16 protein-coding genes are annotated in these 18,741 nt (G+C 62.8%); 4 read left to right on the top strand and 12 right to left on the bottom strand.

Annotated features, from left to right (window positions below):
• Window positions 1-4 precede the first annotated feature (4 nt).
• The 3 genes from E3T39_RS13475 to E3T39_RS13485 all read right to left on the bottom strand — a co-directional run bounded on the left by E3T39_RS13475 (window position 5) and on the right by E3T39_RS13485 (window position 5,332).
• Complete coding sequence (locus tag E3T39_RS13475) at window positions 5-2,410, bottom strand: ATP-binding cassette domain-containing protein (RefSeq protein ID WP_134516171.1); 2,406 nt, start codon at window positions 2,408-2,410, stop codon at window positions 5-7.
• Window positions 2,373-4,469, bottom strand: coding sequence for a prolyl oligopeptidase family serine peptidase (locus E3T39_RS13480; RefSeq protein ID WP_338145282.1), 2,097 nt, complete (start codon window positions 4,467-4,469; stop codon window positions 2,373-2,375). Before E3T39_RS13480 ends, E3T39_RS13475 begins: the two co-directional genes overlap by 38 nt.
• A gap of 98 nt (window positions 4,470-4,567) precedes the next feature.
• On the bottom strand, window positions 4,568-5,332 hold the full coding sequence (locus E3T39_RS13485; RefSeq protein ID WP_134516174.1) for an SDR family oxidoreductase: 765 nt from the start codon (window positions 5,330-5,332) through the stop codon (window positions 4,568-4,570).
• A 164-nt stretch (window positions 5,333-5,496) separates the two neighbouring features.
• Between E3T39_RS13485 and E3T39_RS13490 the strand changes: the two genes are divergently transcribed.
• The 4 genes from E3T39_RS13490 to E3T39_RS13505 all read left to right on the top strand — a co-directional run bounded on the left by E3T39_RS13490 (window position 5,497) and on the right by E3T39_RS13505 (window position 8,179).
• Window positions 5,497-5,991, top strand: coding sequence for an NfeD family protein (locus E3T39_RS13490; protein WP_134516176.1), 495 nt, complete (start codon window positions 5,497-5,499; stop codon window positions 5,989-5,991).
• Entirely contained in the window at window positions 5,984-6,931 is a 948-nt protein-coding gene (locus E3T39_RS13495; RefSeq protein WP_134516179.1) for an SPFH domain-containing protein, read from the top strand. The genes E3T39_RS13490 and E3T39_RS13495 overlap by 8 nt, the downstream gene beginning before the upstream one ends.
• A 3-nt stretch (window positions 6,932-6,934) precedes the next feature.
• Window positions 6,935-7,699: a glycerophosphodiester phosphodiesterase family protein gene (locus E3T39_RS13500; protein ID WP_241979708.1), complete on the top strand. Its 765-nt coding sequence runs from the start codon at window positions 6,935-6,937 to the stop codon at window positions 7,697-7,699.
• Window positions 7,700-7,810: 111 nt separating this feature from the next.
• Window positions 7,811-8,179 carry an RNA polymerase-binding protein RbpA gene (locus E3T39_RS13505; RefSeq protein ID WP_134516182.1) on the top strand — a complete coding sequence of 123 codons (369 nt, stop codon included), beginning with the start codon at window positions 7,811-7,813 and terminating at the stop codon, window positions 8,177-8,179.
• A gap of 81 nt (window positions 8,180-8,260) precedes the next feature.
• Here the strand turns inward: E3T39_RS13505 and lnt are convergent, their stop codons facing one another.
• The 9 genes from lnt to E3T39_RS13555 form a co-directional block, all read right to left on the bottom strand.
• On the bottom strand, window positions 8,261-9,802 hold the full coding sequence (gene lnt / locus E3T39_RS13510; protein WP_241979709.1) for an apolipoprotein N-acyltransferase: 1,542 nt from the start codon (window positions 9,800-9,802) through the stop codon (window positions 8,261-8,263).
• The gene (locus E3T39_RS13515; protein ID WP_134516185.1) at window positions 9,795-12,254 is read right to left on the bottom strand and encodes a DEAD/DEAH box helicase; all 2,460 of its coding nucleotides are present in this window, start codon (window positions 12,252-12,254) and stop codon (window positions 9,795-9,797) included. The genes lnt and E3T39_RS13515 overlap by 8 nt, the downstream gene beginning before the upstream one ends.
• A gap of 41 nt (window positions 12,255-12,295) precedes the next feature.
• Complete coding sequence (gene tatC / locus E3T39_RS13520; protein ID WP_104192853.1) at window positions 12,296-13,048, bottom strand: twin-arginine translocase subunit TatC; 753 nt, start codon at window positions 13,046-13,048, stop codon at window positions 12,296-12,298.
• Window positions 13,049-13,093: 45 nt separating this feature from the next.
• Window positions 13,094-13,360, bottom strand: a complete 267-nt coding sequence (gene tatA, locus E3T39_RS13525; protein WP_134516188.1) for a twin-arginine translocase TatA/TatE family subunit — start codon at window positions 13,358-13,360, stop codon at window positions 13,094-13,096.
• A gap of 22 nt (window positions 13,361-13,382) precedes the next feature.
• On the bottom strand, window positions 13,383-13,697 hold the full coding sequence (locus tag E3T39_RS13530; RefSeq protein ID WP_134516191.1) for a hypothetical protein: 315 nt from the start codon (window positions 13,695-13,697) through the stop codon (window positions 13,383-13,385).
• A 3-nt stretch (window positions 13,698-13,700) separates the two neighbouring features.
• Complete coding sequence (locus E3T39_RS16505) at window positions 13,701-15,842, bottom strand: helix-turn-helix transcriptional regulator (protein WP_241979710.1); 2,142 nt, start codon at window positions 15,840-15,842, stop codon at window positions 13,701-13,703.
• Window positions 15,843-15,856: 14 nt separating this feature from the next.
• Window positions 15,857-16,804 carry an FKBP-type peptidyl-prolyl cis-trans isomerase gene (locus tag E3T39_RS13545; RefSeq protein WP_134516193.1) on the bottom strand — a complete coding sequence of 316 codons (948 nt, stop codon included), beginning with the start codon at window positions 16,802-16,804 and terminating at the stop codon, window positions 15,857-15,859.
• A 134-nt stretch (window positions 16,805-16,938) separates the two neighbouring features.
• On the bottom strand, window positions 16,939-17,940 hold the full coding sequence (locus E3T39_RS13550; protein ID WP_104192702.1) for a tRNA (adenine-N1)-methyltransferase: 1,002 nt from the start codon (window positions 17,938-17,940) through the stop codon (window positions 16,939-16,941).
• Window positions 17,937-18,704 (bottom strand): HAD family hydrolase, encoded by a 768-nt coding sequence (locus E3T39_RS13555; protein ID WP_255455934.1) that lies wholly within the window; start codon window positions 18,702-18,704, stop codon window positions 17,937-17,939. The genes E3T39_RS13550 and E3T39_RS13555 overlap by 4 nt, the downstream gene beginning before the upstream one ends.
• Window positions 18,705-18,741 lie beyond the last annotated feature (37 nt).

Below are 18,741 nucleotides of genomic sequence, written 5' to 3' on the forward strand. Positions count from 1 at the left end.
CGGACTACGGAGTCGAGTGCTCGGCACCGACGTAGGCCGCGAGGTACTCGCCGGTGAGGGACGAGCGCGTGGTCACGAGGTCGGCGGGCGTTCCCTCAAAGACGATTCGGCCGCCGTCGTGACCTGCGCCCGGACCGAGATCGATGATCCAGTCGGCGTGCGCCATGACGGCCTGATGATGCTCGATGACGATGACAGACTTCCCGGAATCGACGAGCCGATCGAGCAGGCCAAGCAGATTCTCGACGTCGGCCAAGTGCAGGCCGGCGGTGGGCTCGTCCAGAACATACACCTCACCCTTTTCGGCCATGTGCGTGGCGAGCTTGAGCCGCTGGCGTTCGCCGCCGGACAGCGTCGGCAGCTGTTGGCCGAGGCTGAGATAGCCGAGCCCGACATCGGCGAGCCGGCCCAGGATCGCATGGGCTGCAGGGGTACGTGCCTGGCCCGTACCAAAGAATTCCCTGGCATCGGTCACCGACATCGCCAGCACCTCACTAATGTCGCGTCCCGCGAGGTGGTATTCCAAAACGGATGCATCGAATCGCTTTCCTTCGCATACCTCACAGGGTATTGCGACACCGGCCATCACGCCCAGGTCGGTGTAGATGACGCCGGCACCGTTACAGTTGGGGCAGGCTCCCTCTGAATTAGAACTGAAAAGTGCCGGTTTGACGCCGTTGGCCTTGGCAAAGGCCTTGCGAATCGGTTCGAGAATCCCCGTGTAGGTCGCCGGGTTGCTGCGCCTGGAGCCCCTGATCGAGCCCTGGTCGATGGAGACCACTCCGTCGCGGCCCGCTACCGAACTCTGGATCAGTGAGCTCTTTCCCGACCCGGCAACGCCGGTCAGCACGGTCAGCACACCGAGTGGAATGTCCACATCGACGTTCTGCAGGTTGTGGGCGGTAGCGCCGCGCACCTGCAATACCCCGGCAGGTCTGCGCACGCTTGGTTTCACAGCGGCCCGGTCGTCCAGGTGCCGGCCGGTCAGCGTATCGCTCGATCGAAGACCGGCCAGGGTGCCCTCGAACACGATGTCGCCACCCTCCGTTCCGGCTCCTGGGCCGAGGTCGACGACGTGGTCGGCGATCGCGATCATCTCGGGCTTGTGCTCGACGACGAGCACGGTGTTGCCCTGATCACGCAGCTGGAGCAGCAGGGTGTTCATGCGCTGAATGTCGTGCGGATGCAGGCCGATTGTCGGCTCATCGAAGACGTAAGTGACGTCGGTGAGCGACGAGCCGAGGTGGCGGATCATCTTGGTGCGCTGGGACTCACCGCCGGAGAGCGTGCCGGAGGGGCGGTCGAGCGAGAGATAGCCCAGCCCGATCTCGACAAAGGATTTGAGCAGGTGCTGCAACGACTCCAGTAGCGGTGCGACCGAGGAATCAGCCAGACTCCCAGCCCACTCGGCCAGGTCGCTGATCTGCATCGCGCAGGCATCAGCGATACTGATCTCGTTGATCTTCGACGAACGGGCCGCCGCGCTGAGTCGGGTGCCGTCGCAGTCGGGGCAAACGGTGAAAGTCACCGCCCGTTCCACAAAAGCTCGGATGTGCGGTTGCAGCGAATCGACATCTTTGGAAAGCATCGATTTCTGGATCTTGGGAATCAGCCCCTCATAGGTGAGGTTGATCCCCTCGACCTTGATCTTGGTTGGCTCCTTGCGGAGCAGGTCGTGCAGCTCCTGTTTGGTGAAGTCCTTAATCGGTGTATCGGGGTCAAAGAATCCACAACCGTTGAAGATACGACCGAACCAGCCGTCCATGCTGTAGCCGGGAATGGTGAGTGCGCCGTCATTGAGAGACTTAGAGTCGTCGTAAAGCGCGGTCAGGTCAATGTCGGTGACCGAGCCCCGCCCCTCGCAGCGTGCACACATTCCACCGGTGATGCTAAAGCTGCGCCGCTCCTTCACGGTCTGTCCACCGCGTTCGATTGAGACGGCGCCCGCGCCACTGATCGAGGCGACGTTGAAGGAGTACGCCTGCGGCGAGCCGATGTGCGGCTGGCCAAGCCGGCTGAACAGGATGCGCAGGAGCGCGTTGGCATCGGTGGCGGTCCCGACGGTCGAACGCGCGTTGGCACCCATTCGTTCCTGGTCGACGATGATGGCCGTCGTCAGCCCGTCGAGTAGGTCGACGTCTGGCCGGGCGAGGGTGGGCATGAACCCCTGCACAAACGTGCTGTAGGTCTCGTTGATCATGCGCTGGGACTCGGCAGCAATCGTGCCGAACACCAGCGAGCTCTTGCCAGAGCCGGACACGCCCGTGAACACGGTCAGGCGCCGCTTCGGAATCTGCACGCTGACATTCTTGAGATTGTTTTCACGGGCACCATGCACCCGGATCAGGTCGTGGCTGTCCGCGATCTCCGGTTCAGGTGACGGGGTGTCCGTTTTCGTGGTCGAGGTCATCGGATCTCCTGTGATTGGCGGCACTGGGCAGAAATCGGGCCCACCAGTCCAGAATAATCTCGAACCGTTGCAAACGGTGCCGGGGGCGTCCGGTACGGCTGAGTTCGTGGTTCTCCCCCGGAAAAATGACCAGTTCGGCCTGAACCCCGCCGCGTTTGAGCGCCGCGTAGTACCGCTCGCCCTGCGACAACGGGCAGCGCAGATCCTGCGCGGAATGCAGAACGAGCGTCGGGGTTTTTACCTGGCCGACCAGGAACTGCGGACTTTGACTCCGCACCAGGTTGGCATCCGTTCCTGCATATTCGTCACCGAAGAAATCGCCGATGTCGCTCGTACCGACAAATGCGTCGGGATCGAGAAAACCGCGTTCCACGATGGCCGCGGCGAATCGGTGATTGTGTGCGATCGTCCAAGCGGTCAAATAGCCCCCGTAAGAGCCGCCCATGATGCCGACACGCTGTGCATCGAGGACGGGTTCGGCTTCGAGGGCACCGTCGAGAAAGTCCAACACGTCAGCCAGGTCGAGGGTACCCATACGCTGGCGGATGGCGCGACCGTGCGCTTGGCCATAACCGGATGATCCGCGCGGGTTGCAGAGGACTACCGCATAACCCGCGTCGACGTAGACCTGGGTCTCATCGAGGAGCGCGCCGGTGTACTGGGCGTACGGGCCTCCGTGGATGGTCAGGAGCACCGGGTGCGGGCCCTGCCCTGGCGGGGTGTGCACCCAGCCGTGCACCCGGTAGCCGTCTCGCCCGGTGATCGTGAGTTCGATGCCCGCAACCACGCCGGTAGCGCGAAGGCGCCCGGAGAAGTCGGTGAGGCGTTTCGGTTCGGGGTGTGGCGTTTGCGTGCCGACGAGGCCCGTGTGTAGGAGAACGAGATCACCGGACGTACCGGCGGTCTGCACGGCGACGACGACAGATTCGCCGCTGGTACCAACTGAGGTCGCGACGGTTGCTCCGCAGTCGAGTGGCTCCACGTGCCCATCGTGGTATACCCGAAGCAGATCAACTCGGCCGCGACTGCCACGCAGCACGAGTACGGAGCCGTCCGCCATCGGACTAATACCGCCGGTTGCCTCCAGATCGAGTAAATCCTGGTCGGTCTGGTCTGGATCGGTCACGCGTATCGGTGCTGAACCGTCAAGCGGGACAGGGCAGCGGTACAGGGCGCTTACCCGTCCGACGAAATCTCGTCCGGTCGCACCCACGTCGGTGGCGAGCAGCCAGAGATTACCGTCATCGTCACTGGCGAGAGCCGAAATGCTCAGGTTCTCCGTCGAACGCACGACGGTACGAGCCGGAGCGAGTATTTCGTCCGCCTTGGTGGCTTCTTCGTCGAGGCTGAGGTTGAGTTCGATTACTTCGCTGCGCAGGTCGTTGTCACGGCCGGCATGACGCGCCGAGATAGTGAGGAGCCTTGACCCCTCACCCGCAAAGGCCAGGCCGGAATGATCGAAATCCCCCGCGGTTACCTGGCGCGCGACCGGTAGTCCGGACGGCAGGCTGGCCCGCGCTGGGGGAACGGCGTTCAACCCGGCACCCGGCTGGTCTTGAGGGTCAGCGCGAGTTGCGTCAGCCAAAACGGGTGCGAGAGCGGGCGTCGGTTCGCCCCAGACGTTGGGCACCACGGCAAGGAACACGTGCACGCGCCGGTCATTGGTGTAGCCGACTCCGTTCGACCGGTATCGCAGGGTTTCGATGCGACGTGCTGGTTCTGAATCCGCCGACAGGCCGACAACCGTGCCGTAGCGTCCACGCTCGGGAACCCGGGCCAGGAAGGCGATCCGGCCACCGTTTGGATGCCAACGAAAGTCAGTCACGCCGAGGACCGCGTCGGTCATTGCCAGGGGCTCGCCCCCGGCCGCGTCGACGACGTGCAACTGCGCGGTGCCGCCGGCGTCGGCCCTGAGAAACGCTATCAGGCTGCCGTCCGGGGAAAACTGGGGTGCCGAGTCACGAAAGCCCCGGGTGATGCGGCGCGGAGCCGGCTCCCCCGTTAGCGCGACGGTCCACAGCTGGCCGACGTAGTCATCCGCTGCAAAGTCAGCATTCACGCGCGAGAAAACCGCCCGCGAACCATCAGGATGGATCGTCGGGCGCGACACAGAGCAAAGCAGCGGAAGATCGGCAGCCTTCATTGTTTTCTCGCTTCCTAGTCGCTCGTGAACCCGGTCGTGTCGCCGACCAAACGGGTATTTCCGACCGGAACCGGGTCCACCGCGGCCGAGACGATCTCCGCCGCGAATTCGCTGACATTGTAGAGGCGCCCCGCTGCCTCCTTGCGGGCATTGAGGGCGCCCGGGTTGGACCGTTCGAGTAGCGTCGCCGTGATAGTGCCCTCGATCATGTCGCCGGAGACGACGACGAATCCGATACCGGACTCTTCAAGCTCGGGAATGACGGCGCGCAGGGCGTCTTCGCCCGCGCGCTTGCTGCGGGCGACCGGCTCATATTCCGGCATGGTGGTTGTCGTATTAATGAAGTGCGCCTGGTGGCTGGTGACAAAGACAACCCGGGAATCGTCTCCGAGCAGCGGGATGGCTCCGTTTAACAAGTTGACTTGGGCGTCGCGATTGAGTTTGAGGGCGTAGTCAGCGGCCATGCCACTTTCCATACCGCCCGATGCGTTCATCACGAGAATGTCGAGGCCTCCGTATTCGGACTTGATCGTCGCGAACATCGCGGCTACCGATGCCGGGTCGGTCAGGTCGGCGCCGACCGTGATGGCTTCCCCGCCGGCGGCGCGAATGGCTTCGGCTAGTTTGTTCGCTCGCGCCTCTTTATTGCGGTAGTTGATGACGACCCGCGCTCCGGCCTGCGCGAAATAGCCGACAGTATCGGCCCCGATACCGCGGGACGAGCCGGTGACGAGTACGCGCTTGCCCTCGAGTGATCCTGCTGCAAGTGGATTGGTCACGCATGCTCCTCTAATTCGCTCAACTTTTTTCCGTAATGAAGTGTGACCTGATCGGCCACTACCCACTCTTTCGACCTTATCAACAAGCCTCACCCGCTCCCTCGGCGTGTTGTCCCCGGTACCTGCTAGTTTCAAGGTGAAACGGAATGGGGAAGGTGTCACACATGGTCGACCTGACCGACTATCTCTGGATTTTGTGGCTCGTGTTCATTCTCGTGGCCATCACCATCGAGCTGCTGAGCTTGGAATTCACCTTCCTGATGATCTCCATCGGCAGTCTTGGTGGTTTGGCCGCGAACTTGCTCGGACTGGACTGGTGGCTGCAGATCGTGGTCGCCGCAGGGCTGTCAGTGCTTCTGCTTTTGACCATCCGTCCCTTTTTATTGCGGGCCTTACGCAAGGGGGGCGATCCGGCGCTCAGCAACATCGACGCGCTGATCGGAATGACCGGCCGCGTCATGTCGACGGTCACCGAAACCGGGGGTCTGGTGAAACTGGCCAACGGCGAAACCTGGACCGCTCGGCTTCTGCCGGCCCATCCCAACAACGACGCCAGTTTCGCGTCTGGTGTCGAGCCCGGCAAGCCGGTCACCGTACACCTTATCGAAGGCTCCACCGCCGTCGTCATCTCCGCCGAAAGGACCCAGAACAATGCTTGACCCCGCAGCTTTTATCGGTCAGATCTTCGTGATCGCCCTCCTCGCGGTGTTGGCGGTATTCGTCATCGTCATTCTCGTGCGCGCCATTCGCATCATCCCTCAGGGCAACGCCGGGGTGGTTGAGCGCCTCGGCAAGTACCACAAGACGCTGCTTCCCGGTTTGAATCTTCTCGTGCCGTTCGTCGACCGGGTGCGACCGCTCCTCGACATTCGCGAACAAGTGGTGTCTTTTCCCCCGCAGCCGGTGATCACCGAAGATAATCTCGTCGTGTCCATCGACACCGTTGTCTACTTTCAGGTAACGGATGCCCGCGCCGCCACCTACGAGATCAACAACTACCTCGGTGCGGTCGAACAGCTCACCACGACCACCCTGCGTAACGTAGTCGGCGGGTTGAACCTCGAAGAGGCTTTGACTAGCCGTGACAACATCAATAGCCAGTTGCGCATCGTGCTCGACGAAGCTACCGGCAAATGGGGCATCCGGGTGGGCCGAGTCGAACTCAAGGCAATCGAGCCACCCCACTCCATCCAGGATTCGATGGAGAAGCAGATGCGAGCCGAACGTGACCGTCGCGCGCTCATCCTGACGGCGGAGGGTACCAAGCAGTCCGCGATTCTCACCGCCGAAGGCGCTCGCCAGGCGGCGATCCTTGAGGCCGAGGGTGACGCCAAGGCTGCGGTATTGCGCGCACAGGGTGAGGCCGAAGCCATTACCACCGTGTTCAAGGCCATTCACGACGGAGATCCAGATCCGAAGCTGCTCGCCTACCAGTACCTGCTGACGCTGCCCAAGCTGGCCGAGGGCAGCGCCAACAAGCTCTGGATCGTGCCGAGCGAACTGACCGAGGCGATGAAGGGCATCGGCAGTGCGTTCGGTGCGAATGCCCAGGACCTAAAACGGGCCGCATCCGCGGGCGCCGCAACGCCGCAGGTCTAGGCGGTGGCGGAGAGCGCACAGTCCGTCTTTCTGGCCGCGCCGCATCCCCGGGTTTTCGCGCATCGCGGTTTGGCACGAAAGGCGCCGGAAAACTCCTTGCTCGCCTTTGCGAAGGCTCTGTCGGGCGGGGCTACCCATCTCGAAACCGACGTGCACGTGTCGCTCGACGGTGTGGCCGTGATCAGCCATGACGCCGACCTGACCGCGCTCGGACGGGACGTACGCATCGAGCAGCTGACCATGCCTGAGCTGAGGCGCATCAATCTGGGCTACGGCCAATCGTTGTCGTCCCTCGCCGACGCGCTCGAAGCGTTCCCATCGGCGCTGTTCAATATCGACATCAAGACGGATGCCGCGGCCGACCCGGCCGCACAGGCTATTCGTGACCAGCGAGCCACGGCTCGAGTTCTCGTGACCTCGTTCAACGACTCGCGTCGCCGCCGCGTGGTTGACCTGCTGCCCGGTGTGGTTTCCTCCGCATCGTCGCCGCTCGTGGCCCGGGCCGTGGCGGCGACGAATTTGGGCCTCACTTCTCTCGTTCGCCGGACTCTCGCGGGCTGCGTCGCCGTTCAGGTACCCGAGCGGGCCGGACCGGTCCGAATTGTCACGCCCCGATTCATCGCGATGATGCATAGAGTGGACGTCGAGGTGCACGTGTGGACCATCAACAACCCGCTGGACATGATTCGACTGCTCGATCTGGGAGTTGACGGCATCGTGACCGATCGCACGGATCTTGCTGTGGAAGCCATTACTCGCCGAACCTGAGAATTACCTCCCAGAACGGGGGGTCCGGGAAGGTTAACGCCCAGCTTGATGGTTTACAACTGTGTAAGCATCGTGGTCGAATTGTGATCGCGAGCGAGAGGAGACCACACTATGGCTGACCGCAGTTTGCGTGGCATGAGATTGGGCGCACAAAGCCTTCAGAGCGAAGAAGGCGTCACCTTCTCCCCCCGTGTTACTCACACCTACCGGTGTGAAACGTGTGGGCGCGAGACGGTAATGATTTTTTCGGCCGACGCCGAGGCTCCGGACGAATGGGAATGCAAATACTGTGCACGTACGGCGACCCGTCTGGTCGACTCCCTGCCGGTGATCGTTGACCACTCCGACGAGAAGATCGCTCGGACCCACTGGGACATGTTGTTGGAACGCCGCACCAGGGACGAACTCGAAGAGCTGCTCGAAGAGCGCCTCTCGGTGTTGCGCCTCCGCCGTGGTGGCCAGCAGAAGATCGGCGCTTAACCGCCGGTTGCACCCGCACGACCCCGCACTGTGTGCCGGGGTCGTTGTTGGTTAACCGGTCCTTCCCTGACAGCGCTGCTCCTAACGAAGTCGTCGGCGCCGGGGGGAAAGCGTGCACAGAGCCAAGCCAGCCAACCCCAACCCGGAGACGAGCCATTCGAGCCCGCGGCCGGCCACTACCGCCGGCGTGATCGTGTCGCTGAGCGGAACGCTCTGCACCATGGCTCCCGCTGTAAACGTCGGCAGGCTAGCGAGCGTCGCCCCATCGGGAGTGATGATCGCGCTCGAACCCACCGTCGAGATATTGACCACCGTACGGCTTGTTTCCATTGCGCGCAGCCGGGCGATGGCCAGCTGTTGTACGCTCTCGTCGGTGCGCCCGAAATCGGCGTTGTTGGTTTGAGCGAGAATGATTTGAGCCTGGTCGTCGATCATTTCGTGCACCAGCTGATCGTCGGCGATGTCGAAGCAGATCGCGATTCCCGCCAGAACCCCGTTGATGTCGAAAGTATTGTCACGGGTGCCGATGCCGTAGTCCCGGCCGATCAGGTCGATCAGTTCCGGTGCGAATGGCCGCCAGAAGGCCCGATCCGGCATGTACTCGGCAAACGGCACCGGGTGCACTTTGTCATAAACGTCGACGGCGCCACGGCCGGCCTCCCAGAGCAGCGAACTGTTGTAGTACGTGTCATCGGGCTTGGTGATGGTGCCGGTGATGAGAGGGGCATCCATTTTGGTACTGATGTAGTCGAGCATTTGCGCGGCTGCCTCAGAACTGGTGGGATCGATGTCGCTCGCGTTTTCCGGCCAAACGACGAAATCGACCTTCTCGCCGATCAGCGGCAAGGTGGCCGAGATGTGATCCTGCAGAATCTGACCCGGCAAATTCTCGGCAAACAGGCCGGCATCCGCGTTTCCCTGCACTGCGGCGAGGCGAACCTCGCCGATCTGGATAGTCGGCCATGCCGGGACGGCAAGGACAACCGCTACGGCACCGACGGCGATCCCCGTACGCAGCGTGCGCGCCAGCTCCGGTTCGCGGAATAACTGGACGGCGAGAGCACTCAGCCAGACCAGAATAAAGCTCAGACCTGACAAGCCCACCCAGGCCACGAGCGGACCAAACGGACTCTCCGACTGTGACAGGGCAACCCGGCCCCAGGCAAAGCCGCCGTAGGGCCAGACCGCGCTGATCGCCTCCCTGGCCGTCCACAGGCCTGCGACGATAACCGGCACAACGCCGAGACGACCCCAGGCACTCGGCCAGACCCGAGGACCATGCCGGAGGACGACGGCGGTGAAGCCGAGCCCTACGGCGAAAAACAGGCTCTCCAGCCCGCCGAGCGCGAACCACGGCACGAGACCGAGATACAGAGTGATCCAAAAGATATGGATCAACCAAAAAGACAATCCGGCGACCAGGCCCACGAGCAGTCCAGTCGCCAGACTGCGACCGAGCAGAGCCAGGAGCATGAGGGCGACCCCCACCGGCGCAAGATACCACCAGTCGCGATCCGGGAAACCGGCATCCAGAACCGCGCCGGCGCCGGCTGCGACGAGAAGGGCCGCCCACAGCGGCAGGCTGAACGCGCGCTCATTCCCCCACATAGTGAATTCAGGCAACCGAGGAGTAGGCGACGATGCCGCGGCGGATCGCGTCCATGGCGCTACGTGCGGTCGGCCCGACCTGTCCGTCGCCGGCAATGCTGAGTTGGTCGAGCAAATCAATGGTCTGTTTCGTCCAGCGCACGAAGTCACCGGCGGCCATCTCGGCCTCATAGAGTACGTCGGCCAGCGACGCGCCGCGAGCCCACTTCCACATGGCGAGGCTGAGGCCGACCGCGAGTGGATTACTGCCGGGAAGTTTGTGGTCCCGCTCGAGATCGTCGATGCGGCTCCACAGTTCCTGGGTTTCGTCGAGGGCCGGTCTGAACGGCCCCTTCGGCAGGTACCTAGCGTCGATCAGGCCTTCTTCACGTCTCGGCTCAAAGACGAGCGCACAGGCCATCGCGGCGAGGCTCGCGGCGTCGAGTTCGTTCCACAGACCGCGGCGCAGAGCTTCAGCGACCAGCAGGTCCCTTTCCGCGTAGATTCGGCGCAGGATGCGTCCGCTCTCGCTGAGGCCGATGGCGCCGCTCGCATTCGATTCGAGGTAGCCGTAGCCGAGCAGAACGTCGGTCACCCGGTCGAAGACTCGGGCGATGGCTCCGGTACGTTGCGATATTTGCTGGTTGAGGGCATCCGTTTGGCGTTTGAGCTTGAACCAGCGTTCCGCCCAGCGGGAGTGCGCCTCTCGATCGGGGCAGTGGTGGCAGCCATGGGCGCGCATTTGCTTGCGTAGGCTGGTCACCTCACGCTGGCGTTTGTCACGTTCGCCGCGCAGGGAATTGTCGGCCTTGGTACCCTCGCGCTCCACCTCGGTGAGCCGTCGACGGATAGCCGAGTACGCTTCGAAGTCGCCCAGGTTGCAGGTCATGCTGGCCTTGAACCCGGCTAAGGATTCTTCTTGCTGGCGCACCGTCCGGGCCAGATCGACGACGGCCCGATCTGCCTGAAACTGCGCGAATGACGACTCGAGTACACCGCGCGTGCGCGTGACGCCGAACTGGTCGATGAGGTTGACGGCCATATTGTAGGTGGGCTTGAAGCTGGAATTCAGCGGATACGTACGCCGGGAGGCGAGCGAGGCCACCGCCTGCGGATCCAGTCCCTGTGCCCACTGTATGACCGAGTGACCAAGCGTGTCGATTCCGCGGCGACCGGCCCGCCCGGTCAGCTGGGTGTACTCCCCCGGGGTGATCGGCACGCGGGCTTCGCCGTTGAACTTCTCGAGTTTGTCAAGAACGACCGTGCGGGCGGGCATGTTGATTCCCAGAGCCAGCGTTTCGGTGGCAAAGACAGCCTTGACAAGTTTCTTCTGGAAAAGTTCTTCAACGACCTCCTTGAACGCCGGCAACAGACCGGCGTGGTGGGCGGCGACACCGCGTTCGAGTCCGTCGAGCCACTCGAAGTAGCCCAGCACGCCGAGGTCTTCGTCGAGCAGAGTGCGGCATCGATCGTCAACGATCTGACGAATTTCCTCGCGCTCATGATCCTGGGTCAGACGAACCCCCGAGCGGAGCACCTGCCGGACGGCTTGGTCGCAGCCGACCCGGCTGAAGATGAAGAAAATAGCCGGCAACAGGTGTTTGCCATCGAGCATTCGCACGATATCTCCGCGGTCCATTCGACCGGCGTCAAACTGTGGACGTTGCTTATCATGCCCCCGAAAGCCCGCGGAAGAGCCGCCCTGGCGACCAGAACCGCGACCACGCCCCCCGGCCGAGCGCCCGCCGGCGTGCGCCATACGCACGAGTTCGGGATTGACCCGATGAGCACCGATCAGTCCGGTGGAATCGAACAGATCGAGCATATTGTTCTTGACCAGAACGTGCTGTTCGAGCGGAACCGGCCGCTCTTCAGACACGATCACGTCGGTCTCACCGCGAACTGCCTGCAACCAGTCGCCGAATTCCTCGGCGTTCGACACGGTCGCGCTCAGCGACACCATGCGCACCGGCTGGGGCAGATGGATGATCACTTCTTCCCACACGGCACCGCGAAAGCGGTCCGCCAGGTAGTGCACCTCATCCATCACCACGAAAGCGAGGTCGGTGAGTAAATCGGAATCGGCGTAAAGCATGTTGCGGAGCACCTCGGTCGTCATGACCACGATGCGTGCCCCCGGGTTGACGTTGCTGTCTCCGGTGAGCAACCCAACCTGGTCCGCTCCGTACTCGGCAACGAACTCCTGGAATTTTTGATTACTGAGAGCCTTCATGGGCGCGGTATAGAAAACCTTCGCCCGCGGCTGCTGCATTGCCAGATAGATGGCGAATTCGGCGACGATGGTTTTGCCCGCTCCAGTCGGCGCAGCGACGAGCACGCTATTGCCGGCCTCAAGGCACGCGCAGGCCTCACGCTGGAACGGATCGAGATCGAATTTCAGGCCGCGATCGAAAGCCAGCAACTTCGGCTGGCTTGCTCGGGTGCGCGCGGCCGAATACCGTTCGGCCGGCGATTGCGTGTGCGTCACGTGATCCTTAACAATTTGCTACAAACGACTCTCAGGACAGACTAAAGCGCGAATTCCTTCTCGAAAGCCAGTACTTTCTTGGCCGCTCGGCGATCGTGCAACCAGGCGATGCCGTAGGCGGCAAAGTACAACATGACCATGGGAATGGCCAGCAGGAACATTGAGACGACGTCAGCGGCCGGGGTAGCGATCGCAGTGAAGAGCACGATGACCAAAATGGCGATCCGCCAGGATTTAATGATCGACGCCGCACTGATCACGCCGGCGAAGTTGAGCAGCACTATGAAGACCGGCAGGACGAAGGCAATACCGATCGCCACGACGAGCTTGAGTACGAAGTCGAAATAGCCCTGCGCATTAATGAACGCTGAATCCTCGGTGGGCGCGAAACTCGTCATGAGCTCGACCACGTGCGGAAGCACGACCCAACCCGCCGCACAGCCAGCCAGAAACAAGGGAATGGCCGTGAAGAGAAACCCGAATGTGTATTTCTTTTCGGTGCGGGTGAGACCAGGAACCAAAAATGCGAAGACCTGATAAAGCCACACCGGGCTGGAAACTATAAGACCGACATAGAGTGAAATTTTGAGTTTGAGATCGAAGGCGCTCGTGATGTCCGGGTAATTGATCTGAGCGTTGCGATGCTGCGCATTGATGATGGCGTAGATCGGCTCTCGCAATTGATCCCAGACAAAATCGGAGAGGAACCAACCAGCGATAGCACCGATCAGAAGCCCGGCTGCAGCCAGATAGAGGCGTTTGCGCAGTTCGATCAGATGCTGCCCCAGCGACATCTTTCCAGCTTCGGTCGCACTCCGCCCAGCACGGACCATTCGGGGCTAGGGCTTCGAGGCGGGGTCGGCTGGGCGGGGCACGGTCGGGAGGGACGTCTTCGACACGTCGTCGCCGGTCGTGCTCGTCGTGCTCGTCGACCGCGGTGCGGCGTTGGGATCAGGGTCGACAGCGTCGCTCTTGATCTCGCTCTTGAAGATCTTCATCGACTGCCCCAGGCTGCGCGCGAGTCCAGGAAGCTTTGGCGCACCGAAGAGAAGCAGTACGACGACGAGGATGATCAAGAAATGCCATCCGGTCAGGTTTTGCAGCATGAGGGTGTGTCCTCTGTGTTAGCTAGCGGGCGTTTCGCATCAGTTTACCCCGCACGATCCGCGCATCGCGACGCACCTGGTTCCGGTGACTGCGGTCAGCTCGGTTCTGCTCGACATTGCGGAGCACAACAGCCGCGTCCGCGAATACGGCGGGGACGAACGAGACGGAGACCGACGGCGCAACGAGGTCCACGGCGGAAACTTGATCACTGAGGAGCTCGAGGGCCCGCAGGGTCGTTACGGCTTTGCGGTAGAGCGTCATCGCGTACCAGCCGAGGACGGTGAAGAGACCGGCCACCAGGACGCCCCAGATGAGCAACCACGACCACCACGGCATCTTCTACCCCTTGTCCGATTCGGGCCGATTGTCGCCGGCGTACTGCGCCAGTCCGGCTGCCGCCCAGTCGAAAACAACTTTGCGTGCTTCTGCCGGTTCAAGCACGGTGACAATGCCAGCGAGGCCGGTGACGAGGCGTTTAAGCACGTGGGCGTGAGCGACGCGCAGGGTTGTACGCGTGCGTGCGCCTGCTCCGACCACCTCGGACCGCTCGGGTCGGTAATCGGCCAGCAACGGCAGCGCAGCGGTTGGGAGCTCGAGTCGGACATCAACGTCGTCGCTGGACGGCTGAAACAGGGTGTCCGGCAGCAGCAGGTCAAGCGCGTGTGAACTGCGCGGCGCGGCCGTGATGAGGGGACCGGTCATCCGGTCGAGACGGAAGGTTCGCACGGCTTCGCGAAGGTGGCACCAGCCCCGGAGGTACCAGTCGTTGTCGACGGACTCAATGCGCAAGGGATCAACGAGGCGGTGTTCCTGGTCGCCACGCGCGTTGAGGTAGTCGAACTCGACCTGCATCCCTGTGCTGAGGGCAGCCTGCACAATCTCGCGGGTCGTCCCGGCGTCACGCTGCGCGACGGCGACCTGGGTGGGTGGCGCCGATGCGCCGCGGGTCAACTTCGCCATCAGCGACGCGATCGCATCGGTGTCAGCGTTGTGCGGCAGGGCAGACAGGTACTGCAGTCCAGCGATGAGTGCTGCGGCCTCGCGCGCAGAGAATCGAGGGGAGTCATCGATGGCGACCTGGTGGGTGAGCACGATCCGATCATTGGTTTCGAATTCGTCCCAGAGAATGTCGAACAGGTCGCCGTGCAGGTATTGACGGGTCTCCCCGGGAATTCCAGACAGTGCGATGAGGCTGACCAGTGCCCGCACCCGTTCCACTGACAGTCCGAAACGCTCGGCCACCTCGGTGACGGTGACCGGCCCTTGGTCGATCAGGAACGGGACGAGGGAAAGCAGGAGGGTGAGCTGGTCTCCGGCGACCCGAGGCTGGCTGGCTGGCTGGGAGGTCTGCGCGTGCAGCGGAGTCGGTCGGCGGCGCTGTGTGCGGCCGGGCGGGGACGCGGGGAGTGCACTGGCGTGAGCGTCACGAGCGGCCACCAGTCGATCGTGTACGGCTGTGCGTAACGCGAGTGGACTCTCGACGAACACTTCGGGACCGAACCCCGCCAGTTCGTCGGCGAGGATGTTCAGGTCGGTGAAGTGCAGGCTGCGCTCAAGCGTCGTTGGCGGGTCCGGCCGGGGTGCGGGATACTGAGCCGCCTGCCGCGCGGCGAGCCGCACGGCAGCGTCGGATCCTGACACCACGACGATGAGGGCAACATTGCTGGCCCACAGGGCATCGAGTTCCAAGAGCGCACGTGCGCTATCGGTCGCGTTGCCCGCTGCGCCGACACTAATCGGAGTCGGAGTGGAGTTCGCCAGGACGCTCACCGTGCCCACGATGCGAGCCAGCAAAAAGGTGCGCGGTGAGTGAGCGACCTCATCCGTTGCGTAGAGGTGCCACCGGCCTTCGTGCTGCACCAACGCACGCGGAGAAACTTCTCGACGGGCCGGCTTGGTCTCCCCCGGTTTGAGGTAAAGAAATGCCACAACCTGCGCGCGGTCGAGGGCCTTGCTCAACGGTTCGAAGCTCTGGTCTTGCGTGCGCAACAAGGGGGCGTAGCCCAGGACCGGTTCGCTCGATTCGACGCCGAGGGAGTTCAACTTCATCAGGGCCCGGCGGGATTCCCCGGACAACGATCCTTCCCGCCAGACCGTACCAGCGAGTTTGAGTAGGGATACCTCGTCGGGAGTGAAGGTCACGTCGGCGGGTAGGTCGTAGAGTCCCTTCGGAATTCGATACCGCAAAAAGTGATTGCTGCCCGGATCATCAGGCGACTCAATTGTTTCGAGCGGAATCCCCAATTCCCGGATGTCATCCTTGTCTCGCTCGAACTGGCGCTCCAAACTCTCGTTCGAACCGCCGGACGAGAATCGCTGTCGGTAACCCTGCACGTTCGCGAGAATGTCGGCCTTGGTCAGCCCTGATTCCGTTGCCACGAGGGCGAGGACCAAGCTGAACAGCCGTTCAGGTGCCGTCACCAGCAACGGCTTGGCCTCGGTCGCGCTTTCCCGAGATTCCGACTCCGGCGGGGTAGACATGCGGGCCAGCCGACTTAGTTGACGCCGAGAATATCGACGACGAAGACGAGCGTGGAACCGGCCGGAATAGTGGCATCCGCTGCGTCACCGTAGGCCTGGTCGGGAGGAATGACGGCGACGATCTGTGAGCCGACCGGCTGTCCGATGAGTGCCGTTGCCAGACCGGGGATTATCGCGTTGGGGACCATTTGAACGGGGCTTCCGTTGGTCCAGGTCGACACGAAGCTTGTCTTTTCCTTCCAGAGCACGCCGGCGAGATTTACCGTGACCGTCGACCCTTCTTCGACCTTATCGCCGGTACCCTGCTTGAGCACACCGATTTCGAGCGTGCTGGGAGCGTCCCCGTTGGGGACGACAATACCCGGGACACCGTTTTCATCGAGCACCACGGCAGGAAGGCCATTGGCCACGATCTGGTTGGCTCCGTCGGCTCGCGGCAGATAAGCCTTGACGATGTCAACGACGACCACGATGGCATCCGTCGCTTCGACCCGGAGCTGCTCGTTACCGCCGGCGGGACCGAACCCATCATCGGGGGAAATGACAAGGGCGATACGCTCACCTTCGCGGGCGCACAGCAGGCCGGCGACGATTCCGGGGAGGGTGATGTCGGCGAGGGCGGTGGGAAAGGCAACGCTGCCGTCGAACGGAGCCTGCTGAATGGCAGCGCCGGTCGTTCCGTTATACATGGTCATGACGGCGGAGACCATTTGACCGGCTACGAGCTTCTCACCGGAACCCGCGATTATTTGTGTGCGCTGAGTAGTTGATGACTTGAGCGGCGTCGGAAAGCTGACGTCGGGCGCCGAGCCGAAGTCGCCGACCGCCGAGACCAACGTCGAGGCCGCACCGGACGTGGCCGCCGTTTCGCAGGAGGCTTCAGCCGTGCCGGGGCTAGCGCACGCGGTCAATGCCGTCATCACGAGGCCGGCGGTGACGATCAGCGCGGATGCTTTGCGCACAAGTCCTTCTTTCGGTACGGGGTTGCTGCAGCATGGATCTGCTACGCGGGTGTGAGGTTGGTGCGGGTGCGGGTGCGGGTGCTGCTGCGGCTGCGGCCGCGGTGCAGTACAACCGAAACGGGCCGGGCCCTATCCTAACCGGCGTCGAGGTCGCGAGCCTTGGAAAGCTCGGCGCTCGTGCCAGCGGCCCGCACACGTTTGCGCATGACCTTGGCGCTGACGTTGCGTTCACCGAGCGCCCCCGGGGTCCAGGCCTCGACATCCGCGTCGCTGAAGTCCGTCTTAGACGGACGTCGCTTCAGCTCGGGCAGGATCGTATCGGGGGCGAGCCGACGCGCGGTGATCAGGAAACCGGTGTGGCCGATCATTCGGTGGTCGGGACGCACTGCGAGTCCCTCAACGTGCCAACCGCGAATCATCGTTTCATGGGAATCCGGATTGGTGTAGAAACCGGTGCCGCGGATGGCCTCGGCCACACGGGACAATTGCGTCACCGTGGCGACATAGCACAGCAGCACTCCTCCCGGCTTCAGTGCTTCGGAGACGGCGCCCAGGCATTCCCAGGGTGCCAGCATGTCGAGGACCACCCGGTCAACACTCTGCGACGGCATGGTATCGGGCAGCGTCTCGGCAAGATCGCCCAGGGTGATGGTCCAGTTCTGCGGATCATTTCCGAGAAAGGTAGCGATGTTGTCACGGGCGACGTCGGCGAATTCTTCTCTTCGTTCGAAGGATGCGAGACGGCCGGCCGGCCCAATCGCGCGCAGCAGCCAGAGCGACAAGGCCCCGGAACCAACGCCGGCCTCAACGACGGTGGCGCCGGGAAAGATGTCGGCCTGCGCCAGAATCTGCGCAGCATCCTTGGGGTAGATGATGGCTGCACCGCGCGGCATGCTCATCACGAAGTCGACCAAAAGAGGCCGCAGCGCTAGGTGCTCGACGCCAACGTTGTTGGTGACGACCGACCCGTCGGGCTGCCCGATGATGTCGTCGTGCGCGAGGATGCCGCGGTGGGTATGAAAGGTCAGGCTTTCCTGAAGGGTGATGGTGTTCATCCGCCCTTTGGGCCCGGTGAGTTGTACCCGGTCGCCGACACGAAAGAGTCCACTGTTTTGGATGACCTGATTGTTGCTCATGCGAGTGGTGCGCTTTCGTTTCGGGCGGACCCGGTGGGGTCGAGAGGGTGAATGGGAGAGGGCGCATCGGAACGCTTCAAATGGTGATACAACGCCGCAATATCGTGGATCGTCCGCCCGTCGAGCGTCGGCCACCGCGTGTAGAGCGCGCTCTCCGGCAGGTCGATCTGGTGGGGAACGGCGATGGTGATCGTGCCGGCGGCAACAGCGGATTCGACACCCGGCACGGAATCCTCGATCGCGATGCACGTTGTCGGGTCGACGCCGAGTTGCTCGGCGGCGACAAGATACGGATCAGGATGCGGCTTGCTGTTTGTAACCATATCGCCGGCGACAACAACGTCGAAGGCGGCAAAGTCGATGAGGTCGATGATCTGGCGCGCCATGCGCTCCACCGACATTGTGACGAGTGCAGTCGGGACGCCAGCGGATTTCAGCTGCCGCAAAAGCTCACGAGACCCCGGACGCCAGGGAATCCCGTGTTCGGCCAGCTGCTGCTGCACGCGGTCGGTCAGGCGCGCGACAATGGCGTCAGCGGTGAGATCGACGCCCCGCGCTTGCAGAATTGCCGCAGAATTCCACAATCCTGACCCGATCAGCAACATTCCGTCTTCGTGAGTCCAGACGCCGCCGAACTCGGCCATGAGCTCGGTCTCGGCACGCATCCAATACGGTTCGGTGTCGACGATCGTGCCGTCCATGTCCCACAGGACGGCGGCGGGGAGGGAAGCGGGCGTGGGCAGGGGCGGAGAAAAAACATTCACGGGGTTCAAGTGTAGGGCCACCGCCTATCCTTGACTG

Origin of the sequence: Cryobacterium suzukii (assembly GCF_004403185.1) — a bacterium.
Taxonomy (GTDB): Bacteria; Actinomycetota; Actinomycetes; order Actinomycetales; family Microbacteriaceae; genus Cryobacterium; species Cryobacterium suzukii.